At 40.0% G+C, this 13,326-nt stretch carries 15 protein-coding genes; 12 read left to right on the forward strand and 3 right to left on the reverse strand.

All coding sequences use genetic code 11. The annotated features are described in order from the left end of the window. Positions 1 to 250: 250 nt before the first annotated feature. On the reverse strand, positions 251 to 496 hold the full coding sequence (locus tag CWB77_RS03695; RefSeq protein ID WP_008114416.1) for a hypothetical protein: 246 nt from the start codon (positions 494 to 496) through the stop codon (positions 251 to 253). Between the two features lie 106 nt (positions 497 to 602). After that, positions 603 to 1,022: a hypothetical protein gene (locus CWB77_RS03700; protein ID WP_138621435.1), complete on the reverse strand. Its 420-nt coding sequence runs from the start codon at positions 1,020 to 1,022 to the stop codon at positions 603 to 605. Positions 1,023 to 1,130: 108 nt separating this feature from the next. Here CWB77_RS03700 and CWB77_RS03705 point away from each other — a divergent pair, with 108 nt between their 5' ends. Then, complete coding sequence (locus CWB77_RS03705) at positions 1,131 to 1,514, forward strand: response regulator (protein WP_008114419.1); 384 nt, start codon at positions 1,131 to 1,133, stop codon at positions 1,512 to 1,514. Positions 1,515 to 1,581: 67 nt separating this feature from the next. On the opposite strand, the gene rpsT is transcribed toward CWB77_RS03705, so the two are convergent. Continuing rightward, the gene (gene rpsT, locus CWB77_RS03710; RefSeq protein WP_008114420.1) at positions 1,582 to 1,842 is read right to left on the reverse strand and encodes a 30S ribosomal protein S20; all 261 of its coding nucleotides are present in this window, start codon (positions 1,840 to 1,842) and stop codon (positions 1,582 to 1,584) included. A gap of 295 nt (positions 1,843 to 2,137) precedes the next feature. Between rpsT and murJ the strand changes: the two genes are divergently transcribed. The 11 genes from murJ to CWB77_RS03765 all read left to right on the forward strand — a co-directional run bounded on the left by murJ (position 2,138) and on the right by CWB77_RS03765 (position 13,325). Further along, positions 2,138 to 3,676, forward strand: a complete 1,539-nt coding sequence (murJ, locus tag CWB77_RS03715) for a murein biosynthesis integral membrane protein MurJ (RefSeq protein WP_041709107.1) — start codon at positions 2,138 to 2,140, stop codon at positions 3,674 to 3,676. A gap of 74 nt (positions 3,677 to 3,750) precedes the next feature. Then, positions 3,751 to 4,677 (forward strand): bifunctional riboflavin kinase/FAD synthetase, encoded by a 927-nt coding sequence (ribF, locus tag CWB77_RS03720; RefSeq protein ID WP_055011710.1) that lies wholly within the window; start codon positions 3,751 to 3,753, stop codon positions 4,675 to 4,677. A 29-nt stretch (positions 4,678 to 4,706) separates the two neighbouring features. Next, complete coding sequence (ileS, locus tag CWB77_RS03725) at positions 4,707 to 7,535, forward strand: isoleucine--tRNA ligase (protein WP_138621437.1); 2,829 nt, start codon at positions 4,707 to 4,709, stop codon at positions 7,533 to 7,535. A 12-nt stretch (positions 7,536 to 7,547) separates the two neighbouring features. Next, positions 7,548 to 8,048 carry a signal peptidase II gene (gene lspA, locus CWB77_RS03730; protein ID WP_075170606.1) on the forward strand — a complete coding sequence of 167 codons (501 nt, stop codon included), beginning with the start codon at positions 7,548 to 7,550 and terminating at the stop codon, positions 8,046 to 8,048. Then, positions 8,045 to 8,485, forward strand: a complete 441-nt coding sequence (fkpB, locus tag CWB77_RS03735; protein WP_010391275.1) for an FKBP-type peptidyl-prolyl cis-trans isomerase — start codon at positions 8,045 to 8,047, stop codon at positions 8,483 to 8,485. Before lspA ends, fkpB begins: the two co-directional genes overlap by 4 nt. After that, a complete protein-coding gene (gene ispH, locus CWB77_RS03740; protein ID WP_054202112.1) occupies positions 8,485 to 9,414 on the forward strand; it encodes a 4-hydroxy-3-methylbut-2-enyl diphosphate reductase in 930 nt (309 codons plus the stop codon). Before fkpB ends, ispH begins: the two co-directional genes overlap by 1 nt. A 27-nt stretch (positions 9,415 to 9,441) precedes the next feature. Further along, a complete protein-coding gene (locus tag CWB77_RS03745) occupies positions 9,442 to 10,476 on the forward strand; it encodes a sensor histidine kinase (protein ID WP_138621439.1) in 1,035 nt (344 codons plus the stop codon). Next, on the forward strand, positions 10,473 to 11,177 hold the full coding sequence (locus CWB77_RS03750; protein WP_010391279.1) for a LytR/AlgR family response regulator transcription factor: 705 nt from the start codon (positions 10,473 to 10,475) through the stop codon (positions 11,175 to 11,177). The genes CWB77_RS03745 and CWB77_RS03750 overlap by 4 nt, the downstream gene beginning before the upstream one ends. A 114-nt stretch (positions 11,178 to 11,291) precedes the next feature. Next, on the forward strand, positions 11,292 to 11,852 hold the full coding sequence (gene pilV, locus CWB77_RS03755) for a type IV pilus modification protein PilV (protein WP_010391280.1): 561 nt from the start codon (positions 11,292 to 11,294) through the stop codon (positions 11,850 to 11,852). A 1-nt stretch (position 11,853) separates the two neighbouring features. Then, positions 11,854 to 12,852, forward strand: coding sequence for a PilW family protein (locus tag CWB77_RS03760; RefSeq protein ID WP_010391281.1), 999 nt, complete (start codon positions 11,854 to 11,856; stop codon positions 12,850 to 12,852). Further along, entirely contained in the window at positions 12,840 to 13,325 is a 486-nt protein-coding gene (locus CWB77_RS03765; protein ID WP_010391282.1) for a hypothetical protein, read from the forward strand. The genes CWB77_RS03760 and CWB77_RS03765 overlap by 13 nt, the downstream gene beginning before the upstream one ends. Position 13,326: the final 1 nt, after the last annotated feature.

Raw genomic sequence — 13,326 nt, forward strand, 5'->3', positions numbered from 1 at the left:
AACCCTAAGGGCAGCTCCTGGTTGGCATTGCAGCGGCGTTATCACCTATTTATGGGGAATAACCACACCACATAGGCTCTGCCTTGCCTAAATACCAAACAGACTGCTGCAAATTTAACCTTGAAAGGTCAACAGACCCTAATACGAGATAAATTTTAACTTAGTTCAAACTAAGACCCAAGATTTTTAAAGCTGTGGGATAAAAAAAGCCCAGAAAAACTGGGCTATAAAATATTCTAAGGGGAAGTAATTAGTGTTGAGATACAGTAAATTGCCCAAATGTATAAACTTTGAACAAGTAAAATGTGTTGATCAAAACTAAACTCATATTTGAAATAATACTCGACGACATAAGATCTAAGCTAAATGATAGGAATAACAAACCACAAGCACTAATCGCAGCAACGCGAAGCAGTGTCAGTTGGTTAATAAAGAATGCACCTAAACCTAGTGCAAGTAGTAATGTATTTAAAAGCCAATCTAGCTCGTTTAGCATGGTCGTTTCAATAGTTCAGTTGTTGAAAAAAGGAGCGCCATTATGTTGATCTTTTGCACAGCTTTCAACCAAGTAATTTTAAATTTTCAGATTAGTTTTTTTAATGTTAAAAGTAAGTAAGCAATACTGAAAATATTCCTTCCTCAGCAATAATTCGATATTTTTGGCAGCTCTGCGGTTGCTGTAAATCAATACATAGGTAAAGGGTTCTATGCTCCTTATCCAGTCGCGGGTGGAGGGTTGAGTCCAGTAGTTTTGGTTCGCTTGAAAACAACCCTGGCCAATACACACTTTGGCTTACCATAGATGATTTTTTATAAGTAAGTAAGCTTGGCTTTGGTATTAAAACAAGTATAAGTAATAATATCGTGAAAATAAAAAACAGGGTCAGCTTGATACCATGCTTAGTGTTCTTTGATTGCGGCTTTAATTGTGAGCCAAGGTTTGCAAGCTTATTAGTGGGTGTAGGTTTAACAGTAATCGTTTTATTTTTTTTGCGGCGACTCTTTTTTGTGGTTTTCGACATAAAGCAAATCTGGCCTTTTTAGCTTAGCTCTCTATAATAAAGTAAATATTTGTATTTTAAGCAAATCACCAATTTCGCAGACATGGCTTTAGCCTATAAGGATTATATATGAATACGCAGCTATCTATTTTAATAGTTGATGATGTTAGCACGGTGCGTAGCTTTCTCAGTCAAACATTGATGCATTTAGGGATAGAGAATGTAAAAGAGGCGTCAACGGCTGCGCAGTGCATTAGCGAGTGTCGTGCAGCCAATTTTAATATTATATTTTTAGATATAGAGCTACCTGATGGCGACGGTAAAGAGCTTATTGCGCAAATTAATGAGTTATCACCAGAGACAAACGTGGTGATGGTGTCGGCTCATTCAGGCGTTGAAAATGTGAAGGATGCGATAGATAGAGGGGCTAAAGGATTTGTAGTTAAGCCATTTTCTCCAAAGAAAATTGCGGCGATGTTGAAAAAGTTTTACCCAGAGCTTGATAACGTTTAATAGGCGCATTTATTTTGGGCAAAAAAAAACCGGCAAAAGCCGGTTTTTTTAATCTTGCAAAAACAAATTATAGCGCTTTAATTTTAGCAGCTAAACGGCTCTTGTGACGAGCAGCTTTGTTTTTGTGGATTAGACCCTTAGTTGCGTAACGGTCTAGGATAGGTGTAGCAACAGAAAAAGCTTGCTGTGCAGCTTCTTTATCGCCAGCTTCAATAGCTACGATTACTTTTTTGAAGTAAGTACGCATCATTGAACGACGGCTTGCGTTGTGCTGACGGTTTTTTTCGCTTGTGATAGCGCGTTTTTTTGCAGACTTGATGTTAGCCAAGGTTTGCTCCTAACAATCTTAAATAAAGCTTAAATTAAAGGCCGTGGAATATGCCTGTTTTTATCATGAATGTCAATTTAATTTTAACAATCCAAGAAAAACTGCTCCTTATAACGAACATCAATTTGCCGCTTTAGCAGTTAATAGCGCTATTGTAACAAAGCAAGGGGTTCCAGCCTAGTGCTTTAAAGCGATTTATAAAAAAGACTATGGCATAATTAACTTAATTGCTGATTTTTAATATGGATTCATAGTGTCAAAAGGTTTGTTTCGTTCTGGGATGATTGTAAGTGCAATGACAATGATCTCGCGTATTTTAGGGCTAGTACGAGATGCCGTCGTAGCTAACTTGTTGGGCGCAGGCGCTGCGGCCGATGTATTTTTATTTGCTAACCGTATTCCTAATTTTTTACGCCGTTTATTTGCCGAAGGGGCTTTTGCGCAAGCATTTGTACCGGTATTAAGTGAAATTAAACAGCAGCAAGGCGATGAGAAGGTCAGAATATTTGTTGCCCAAGCCGCCGGCACGTTAGGCACTATTTTACTGATAGTGACGCTCTTTGGTGTGATAGCGTCACCTGTTATTGCTGCTTTATTCGGCACTGGTTGGTTTATTGATTGGTGGCAAGGTGGCCCTGACGCAGAAAAGTTTGAGCTTGCCAGTTCGCTATTAAAACTGACTTTTCCTTATTTGTTTTTTGTAAGCCTTGTTGCGCTCAGTGGCGCTGTGATGAACGTTTATAATCGTTTTGCCGTTGCGGCTTTTACTCCGGTGTTACTCAATGTATCCATCATTAGTTGTGCCATTTTATTACATGATCAGTTTTCTGTAGGCGCTTATGCGTTAGCTGTTGGCGTGTTTTTAGGAGGCGTGGTACAGCTATTATTTCAACTGCCGTTTTTGTATAAAGCAAAAATGCTAGCGCGCCCGCGCTGGGGTTGGCAAGATGAAAATGTGAAAAAAGTACGCAAGTTAATGCTCCCAGCCTTATTTGGTGTATCAATTAGTCAAATTAACTTATTACTCGATACGGTAATAGCTTCATTATTGATGACAGGCTCTATCGCTTGGCTGTATTACTCAGATAGACTGATTGAATTCCCACTTGGTTTATTTGGCATTGGTATTGCGACGGTTATTTTACCTGCGCTGTCAAAATTACACAGCAGTAAAAAAAGTAGCGACTTTCAACATACCCTAGATTGGGGAGTGAGGTTTGTGATTTTTTTAGGGCTTCCAGCAATGATAGGATTGATGATTATAAGCCCACTTATTATTACCGTGCTGTTTGATCATGGCGCTTTCAAAGAAGCGGGCATCGATCATGTTAAGGCGGTGAGCTTAGGTGTGGTTGCCTACTCAGTGGGATTAGTCAGTTTTATGTTAATTAAAGTCCTCGCGCCTGGGTTTTATTCTCGCCAAGATACTAAAACACCGGTACGCATTGGTATTATTACTTTGGTACTAAATATGGTGTTTAATATTATGCTGGCACCATTTATTGGCTATTTAGGTTTGGCACTGGCAACCTCAATGTCGGCAAGTTGTAATGCCTACTTACTGTATCGACAGCTTAAAAAAGAGAATGTTTATCAGTTTTCCAGCATGAGTGGCTACTTCACTTTGAAGTGTTTGTTGGCAAGTATAACAATGGGCGCATTGGTTTGGTTTACTAGTAGGCAATATGACTGGGTTAGTTGGCACTTTAGCGAACAAGTTATGTTATTGGTTGTGTTATTAATTATTGCGATTGTTAGTTACTTTTTTATGTTGTTTTTGATGGGTGTTAGACTAAATACGATAAAAAGTGTAGCAATTACTGAATCAAATTAAAAAAAAGATTATAATCGGACACTCTGCGGCCCGAGGTCGCATTTTATCGCTCGCTGAAAAAGGCATTAGGTGGCATGGAGTTAATTAGAGGTATACACAATATACGCCCACAACACTTTGGTTGTGTGCTGACCATTGGTAATTTTGATGGTGTTCATTTGGGTCATGCTGCCGTATTAAAAGGGCTTTTAGCTGATGCAAAAGAAAATAATTTACCCAGCACTGTAATGTTATTTGAGCCTCAGCCACAGGAGTTTTTTGCAAAGAGTAACGCTCCGGCTAGGCTGACTCGACTGCGTGATAAACTTCGTCTATTGAGTAACTTAGGAATTGAACGCGTTATTTGTATTAGCTTTAATCAGGCTTTTGCAAACATGCATGCTGAGCAGTTTGTTAGCGATATTTTAATTAAAAAGCTGGGCGTTAAAGCATTAACGGTTGGTGATGATTTTAGGTTTGGTAAACAGCGCCAAGGTAACTTTAGTCTATTGGCAACTATGGGCACCCAAGTGGGAATGAGTGTTAAAAGCACTGCCAGCTTTAGGCAATTAAATGCTAGAGTAAGCAGTACCTTGATACGAGAAGCGCTTGCTGAAGGTGACTTAGTTAGTGCAAAAGTTATGCTTGGGCATAATTATGCAATATCTGGACGTGTTATTCATGGCTGGAAAAAAGGCCGCGAACTGGGTTTTAGAACGGCAAATATTGCGCTAAAACGTCAAGTTTGTCCGGTCAATGGTGTATTTGCGGTTCAAGTGATGATCGCAGGAAAGCAAGTTTTTGGGGTGGCTAACATTGGAAACAAACCCACGTTTAATGGAACTCGTGCCTTATTAGAAGTTCACCTTTTTGATTTTGCACAAGATATTTATGGACAATTTATGCATGTGGAGTTAATTGAAAAACTCCGCAATGAGAAAAAATTCGAGACATTAACACAACTGACGGCACAAATAGCAACCGATGTTGCCGCCGCTAAGCAGTGTTTTGGTTTAAATTAGGTAGCCGATAGAAACGGAAAGTAGGATTAATGAGCGACTACAAACATACTTTGAATTTACCGGAAACAATGTTTCCAATGCGTGGCAATTTGGCACAACGTGAACCAAAAATGCTTAAAGCATGGTATGAAGACGACCTATACGGTCAAATTCGCAGCGCGAAGAAAGGTAAAAAAACTTTCATTTTGCATGACGGCCCTCCGTATGCAAACGGCGATATCCATTTAGGCCACTCAGTAAATAAAATATTAAAAGATATTATTGTTAAGTCTAAAACTTTATCAGACTTTGATGCGCCATACGTACCAGGTTGGGACTGTCATGGTTTACCAATCGAGCTAATGGTTGAGAAAAAAGTCGGTAAACCCGGTGTTAAGGTAACTGCGGCAGAGTTTCGTGAGAAATGTCGTGCCTATGCTAAAAAGCAAGTGGAAGGCCAAAAAGTAGACTTTAAACGTTTAGGCGTTTTTGGTGATTGGGATAAACCTTACCTAACCATGAACTTTGACTTTGAAGCTAATGCCATTCGTGTACTAGGCCGCATTATAAAAAATGGTCACTTACATAAAGGTGCTAAGCCTGTGCATTGGTGTACAGATTGTGGTTCAGCATTAGCTGAGGCAGAAGTTGAATACCAAGATAAACAATCTCCAGCTATTGATGTACGTTTTACTTTTACAGATCAAGATGCGGTGGTTAATGCGTTTGATTTAGCGGCTGGCCATACAGGAACAGGTAGCGTAGGAACCGTTATTTGGACTACGACACCATGGACTTTGCCAGCAAACCGTGCGGTAGCTGTGCATGCTGATTTAGAATACGCGCTAGTACAAGTAGAAGATGAAGGCGTTCAGCAACGTCTTATTATAGGTTCTGAGCTGGTTAAAGATGCGATGGATCGTTTTGGTTTTAACCATTTCCATATCCTTGGCTATGTTAAAGGCGCAGCACTTGAAAACTTAACCGTAGCACATCCTTTTTATGACTTTAATGTTCCTGTTATTGTTGCTGAGCACGTAACAACAGATTCTGGTACGGGTATCGTGCATACTGCACCAGGTCATGGTCAAGAAGATTTCGTGGCAGGTCTTGAGTACAATCTTGAAGTAGCTAACCCTGTTGGCGCAAACGGTGTGTACTTACCTGATACTGAATTATTTGCCGGTCAACATGTGTTTAAAGCCAATGCGAGTGTAATTGAGGTATTAAAAGAAAATAATGCCCTAATGCATCATCATGCATTAACGCACAGCTACCCACATTGCTGGCGCCATAAAACACCTATTATTTTCCGTGCCACACCACAATGGTTTGTTAGCATGGATCAGGCTAACTTGCGCCAAGATTCACTGGCTGAAATTAAAAATACTCAGTGGTTACCTGAATGGGGCGAAAGCCGTATTGCTAACATGGTTGAAGGTCGCCCTGATTGGTGTATTTCACGTCAACGTACTTGGGGTGTACCTATTGCGTTGTTTGTTGATAAAGACACGGGCGCATTACACCCAAATACTCAAGAGCTGATTGAACAAGCCGCGGCGCTAGTTGAAAAGTCAGGTATTCAAGCTTGGTATGACTTAGACCCAGCTACTTTACTAGGTGAAGAAGACGCACAACAATACATGAAAGTGCAAGACACACTCGATGTGTGGTTTGATTCAGGTGTAACGCATGCCTGTGTTGTTGATGCGCGTGAAGATTTAACCGGTCCTGCTGATTTATACCTAGAGGGTTCAGATCAACACCGTGGTTGGTTTATGTCATCAATGATGACCTCAGTGGCAATAAATGGTCATGCACCTTACAAACAAGTGCTAACGCATGGCTTTACGGTTGATGAAAACGGCCGCAAAATGTCTAAGTCATTAGGTAATGTTATTTCACCACAAAATGTGATGAATAAACTAGGCGCTGATATTTTACGTTTATGGGTAGCATCAACTGATTACACGGCAGAAATGACGGTATCAGATGAAATATTCAAACGTTCAGCAGATCGCTACCGTCGTATTCGTAACACCAGCCGTTACTTACTGGCTAACCTTAGCGGTTTTGATCCAAAAACGGATCAAGTTGCTGTGGATGATATGGTTGAGCTTGATAAGTGGATTGTAGGGCGCGCAGCACAGTTACAAGATGATATTTTAGCAGCGTACGATAGCTACCAAATGCTATTAGTAACGCAAAAGCTAATGAACTTCTGTACCGGTGAGTTAGGTTCATTCTACTTAGACGTTATAAAAGACCGTCAGTACACGGCAAAAAGCGACAGTCATGCACGTCGTTCTTGTCAAACCGCGCTGTACCACATTGCTGAAGCAATGACGCGTTGGATGGCACCAATCATGAGCTTTACAGCGCAAGAAATTTGGGAAGCACTTCCAGGTGAGCGCAGTGACTATGTATTTACTTCAACATGGTATGAGGGATTACAAGCACCAACAACGACCAAGTTTAGTAATGAAGACTGGCAAGCTATTTTAAATGTGCGTGACGAAGTGAACCGTCTGCTAGAAGCTGCACGTAAAGAAGAAGTGATTGGCGCTACATTACAAGCAACGGTTAACTTGTTTGCAAGCAAAGAACTTGCAGCTAAGCTGGCGGCACTAGGTGATGAACTGCGCTTTGTTTTACTAACTTCAGCTGTAAATGTTACTGAGGTTGATAGCCAGCCTGCAGACTCACAAGCAACCGAAATTGAAGGTTTATACATTAGCGTATCAGCAACAGAAGCTAAAAAGTGTGAGCGTTGCTGGCATTATAGTGAAGATGTAGGCGTTGAGCCTGCCCACCCTGAAATCTGTGGTCGTTGTGTAAGTAACGTTGACGGTGAAGGTGAAAAGCGTCAATTCGCTTAGGAGTTGTTTTTAGTGAGCAAACTAACCCAAAAAAGTGGTTTAGTGTGGCTTTGGTTGAGTCTATTACTACTAGTAATAGACTTTGCCAGTAAAACACTGGTTGTAAACACCATGGCCTATGGTGAGTCAATTAATCTACTGCCTATTTTTAGTATCACTTATGTACATAACTACGGTGCAGCTTACAGCTTTTTAAGCGAAGCGGGTGGCTGGCAACGCTGGTTTTTAAGTGTAATAGCAATCGCAATTAGTTGTTTGTTGATATGGTGGTTAAAGCGCCTTCCAGCGTCTAATAAAGTATTGTGCGGTGCATATTCGTTAGTGTTAGCGGGTGCTATCGGTAACTTATACGACCGTGTTGCTTATGGTTACGTTATTGACTTTTTACATGTGTTTTACGAAGACTCACATTTCCCCGTATTTAATATTGCAGACTGCGCTATTTGTATAGGCGCTGCATTATTACTATTTGACGCCTTTACAGGCGAAGAACCAAAGGAGCATAAAGCATGAGCCAAGCTGTAATTGGTGAAAACTCAGACGTTATTTTTCATTTTTCTATTAAACTAGAAGATGGCTCTGCCGCTGACTCAACAAAAGTACATAACAAACCTGCTAAGCTCACTATGGGTGATGGCAGCTTAACCGCTAACTTTGAAAAATGTTTGCTTGGCCTAACTGCGGGTGAAAGCAAAACATTTGAACTTGAGCCTGAAGATGCCTTTGGTCAACCCAATCCAGATAATATTTATTATGTAGATCGTAGTAAGTTTGGTGCAGAAACACCGGCTAAAGTAGGTGCGATTATTGCCTTTACTCAACCTGATGGTACTGAGCTTCCAGGCCTGGTTCGTGAAGTGCAAGGTGAGTCAGTCACTATCGATTTTAACCACCCATTAGCAGGTCAACGTTTAACGTTTGAGGTTGATATTATTGAGGTACAAGGTTAATGGAAATATTACTAGCTAATCCACGAGGCTTTTGCGCCGGTGTTGACCGCGCAATTAGTATTGTTGAGCGCGCTTTAGATATTTTTGAAAAACCAATCTATGTAAGACACGAAGTGGTGCATAACCGTTATGTAGTCGATGGTTTAAAAAATCGCGGCGCCGTGTTTGTTGAAGAACTAGATCAGGTTCCAGATGACAGCATTGTTATTTTCAGCGCTCATGGTGTATCTCAGGCTGTTCGCTCAGAGGCTAAACGCAGAGAGTTAAAAGTATTTGATGCAACCTGTCCGTTAGTGACTAAGGTGCATATGGAAGTAACGCGTGCTAGTAAAAAAGGTATTGAATGCATCTTAATTGGTCACCACGGACACCCTGAGGTTGAGGGTACTATGGGTCAATACGATAACGAGCAAGGTGGTATTTACCTTGTTGAAACGGTTGATGATGTGTTAAAGCTTGATGTAAAAAATGCGGATAATCTTTTTTACTGCAGCCAAACAACTCTATCTGTAGATGATACTGCCGATGTGATTGATGCTTTACGTAGTAAATTTCCTGCAATCGATGGCCCACGTAAAGATGATATTTGTTATGCAACGCAAAACCGTCAAGATGCGGTTCGTGATTTAGCTGATAAAGTAGATGTGTTATTAGTTGTGGGTGCTAAAAATAGCTCCAACTCTAATCGCTTACGAGAGCTGGCAGATAAAATGGGGACGCAAGCCTATTTAATTGATGATGCTAGTAATGTTGAAGCATCATGGTTTGATGGTATCAATAGTGTAGGTGTGACTGCCGGTGCTTCAGCTCCTGAGGTATTAGTTCAGCAAGTCATTACTCGTTTAAAAGAGCTTGGTGGCACGCAAGTAACCGAGAACCCAGGTGAAGAAGAAAACATCGTTTTTGCTGTACCAGTAGAGCTGCGTTAGTCTATTAATAGATAAAAGGAGGGCCGAATGAGTAAGCAACTGACACCAGATGCACTACTTTTTTCGGCCCTTTTTAATGAGCGTGGTGTACTTGCATCCCTCGTAGTAACACAAGTCGTGGCTATTATTTTAGCTTTTGCTCCTAATGCTGGCGGTGACATATGGCTGCACTTGGGAGAGATTAGTTTATTTCTTCATGTAACAGTATTAGTCAGTACCTCTTTTTTATACATTTGCCGGCGATTTCTTGCAAAACAGCCTCAGTTTATTCAGCTTAGTTTTTTTATTGCTGTATATAGTCTGAGCACTGCTTTATTTAGTCTGGCTTTTTCTCATATTGCTTTTGATATAGAAAACGAAAAACAACTTACGTTTTTTGTGTTACGTAATTGCATTATTGTATTTTTGCTTACCTTACTTTTTGTACAATTTTTGCTTATTCATTTTGAAAAAGAACAGCAAGCCAAAGCACTCTCTCGAGCGGAGCTTGATGCCTTGCAGGCGCGGATCAGACCCCATTTTTTATATAATAGTTTGAATACGGCAGCAGAATTAACGCATCATGACGTTGAAGCTGCTGAGAATGCTATTTTGGCATTAGCAGCGCTTTCGCAAGCTGCAATGCGTTCAGGGCAAAGTGTATTACTCAGTGATGAAATAATATTAACTAAACAATATATTGCTCTTGAATCATGGCGTTTTGCAGAGCGTTTACAGGTTGAGTGGTTATTACCAGAAAACCTCCCTGCGCTCTATATTCCATATCTAACATTACAACCTTTGGTAGAGAACGCAGTATGTCATGGTGTAGAGCCCAGCCAAAGTGGTGCTACCATTAGTATTGAGTTGCATGTTACAACACATTATTTAACCTTGATTGTAACTAACCCTGTACCTACTGAAACTGCTAATACTAGAGAGCATAACGGTATGGCAATTGATAATATCCGTTCTCGTTTAAGTATTTATTATAAAGGTCGGGCGCAATTGACTATAACCAACAAAGAAAATAAATTTAGAGTTAAAGTGGTTATCCCAAAACAAACAGAGAACATGTTATGAATGTACTGATTGTAGATGATGAACCCTTAGCAAGAGCACGCTTAAAGCGTTTACTTGGTCAAAGCCATACATCCATTCATGTGCAAGGTGAGGCCGATAATGGCAATGACGCTTTAATGAAAATAGAAGAGCTTCAGCCTGATTTAGTGTTTTTAGATGTTGACATGCCAGGCTTAAATGGCATCGAAGTGGCTAATCAACTCAATGGCTTGGCGGTTCCCCCTGCGATTATTTTTATAACCGCTCACCCTGAGCATGCACTTGATGCACTGCAACTAAATGCAGCTGGGTATTTAGTAAAACCTATATCAGTAAAAAGTTTGCAACATGCATTACAACAGCTAGGACGTTTAAACAGAGTACACCTGCAACAGCAACATACAGAAAAAGTAACGTATCAACTGGCCGGCACTATTAGAAGTATTGAAATAGAGAGTATTTTTTATTTTAACGCAGAGGAAAAGTATACCAAGGTTGTGTTTGATCAAGGGGAAGCTTTAATTGAGGACAGTTTAAAGCATCTTGAAATGCAATACCCGCATCATTTATTAAGAATTCATCGACATACTTTGGTGAATAAGAACAAAATCATTGCCCTACATACGCTTAAAAACCATCAACATGTTATTGAGCTACAAGGCTGTAGCGCTTTTTTAGCTGTAAGTCGTCGAGCACTCAAAAGCGTAAAAAGCGAACTTTAATACACCTACCCATTAACCGCTTATCAACATAATTAACCGTTAGTCATGGTTCTAGTTGAATCTAATTTTTAATTGCATACACTTATTGTTAGATAATTATTATTTGGTTTAAGTATGTTCTCGACTGTATTTAAGTTTCAAAAGGGCTTTACTCTCATCGAAGTTCTGATTGCTTTCATTATTTTAAGCTTTGGCTTACTCGGTGCGGTGGCTTTACAAGCAAAAGCAAAGCAAGCAAGTTTTGATTCAATGCAACGTGCTGCTGCTGTTGCGCTTGGTAATGATATTATTCAACGTATTCGAGCAAACGATACATCGCAACTCGCGACCCATTATGATGTAGAGTTTACCAGTGAAACCACTAAGAAACCGTCTAAAACATGTTTTACAAGCTCTTGTAGTAACGCACAAATAGCTAGTTTAGATATCGAGCAATGGAAACGTGCTATCCGAGCCCGAGAGAATACCGGATCACTTGATGGGGCAACTGTGTGTATTAACCCTGAAGTTGTAGGGGGGTCTGGGGGGAAAGCATATAACATAGAGGTTATTGTTTCTTGGCAGGGTCGCCAAGAATTTAAAGCGAGTGAGGCCACAGGTAAAATTAGCTGTGGTGTTGCAGATAAAAAACGTCGCTTAGTCGTGCTTAATAGCTATGTATACGTTAGGAGCTAAAATGAAGCAAACAGGATTTACACTCATTGAAATGATGATATCTCTATTTATAGGGGGATTAATTTTGGGTGGGGTAATGTTTACTTATATCGGTATGAAAGTAACCACCAAAGACACAATGACTATAGGTGAGTTACAAGAATCAGGTCGCTTAGCTATAAATATTATGCAACGTGATATTGAGCAGGTTGGTTTTTGGGGAACATTTTATGATGATTCTTTCACCGTTATAAACACATCATCATTGTCGAATCCTACAGGTGATTGTTTTGAAGGTCTCAATAACGGTAGCTTTCCTGATTTAACCAGCAGCAGTAACTTTAAAACGCTTTATGCAAAAACAGCTACTAGTTCAAGTGAACTTAATTGCGTTAATAACCCTTTAGCAGGCACTGATATTTTACAGGTTAAGTTTTTACAAGGAAACCAACTAGAAGTGGATGCCGCAGGTGTTAATGAAACGCAAAGTGATGAGAATTATTTTATTGCTGAGCAAGAAAGTGCTCGCTTTGAGCGAGGTGTTGTTGACCCTACTAGCATAAATATTAATGCGTCGGTATGGCCGTATAGTCATCACAGCTATTATATTTCAGAGCAAACTTATACGGTAAATAATAAGAGCCTTACTGTACCTGCACTAATGCGAAAACGTTTGGTGGGAGGGTCTATAAACACTGAAACCATAATGGAAGGCGTGGAAAATATGCGTTTTGTTTTTGGTCTAGATACTACCAGCGACAGCCGTGTTGATACATACAAAAGCATCAATGATATGAATGTCAGTGACTGGGAAAATCGTAAAGGCATTTTAACAGTACAAGTTTTTTTATTGATCAGAGCATTGCAGCCTGATCCAGGTCTTAAAATTAAGAACCAAACGTACGTATTAGGGGAAGATGCTAATAGTCGCACTCTCACTTTTTCAGATAATTTCAGACGAACTGTTTTCACGACGACTATTCGTTTAAATAACGTGGGTGCAAATTTATGGCGTATTTAACGCAGATGAAAAATAAACAACATGGCGTTGTACTTATTACAGCGCTTATTATGGTCATAGCAGTGACAGGAATTGCGGTTACTTTAATGAGCAGTAGTAGTATTGATATTAAAATTACCAACGCAGCCCAAGAGCGCGAGGTTGCAGAAAACCAACTAATTGGTGAAGTGCAGCGCATAATTGCTGACGAAGTCAGTAAAGGAGCTGCTAATCAGTTCTTTTTGACCCCTGAAGAAGTTTCAGACAAGGGTATTGTTATGGCTGAACGTGATGATATGAAAAGCAATATGATTAATTTAAACAATGGTGTACTCGATTTAGAATGCCCTCGTCGTTTTAGTTTTACTGCTGGTATCTCATGCAACATGGTACAAGTTTCAACAACCATAGAATATGGCTCTAAAAGTAAGCACCAGCTTACAATTGTGACCGGCGTAGCCCAAGAGATGGCTAGCATAAGTAAGGGGATTTAAA

This window comes from Pseudoalteromonas sp. S1610, from assembly GCF_005887465.1.
GTDB classification, from domain to species: Bacteria; Pseudomonadota; Gammaproteobacteria; order Enterobacterales; family Alteromonadaceae; genus Pseudoalteromonas; species Pseudoalteromonas undina.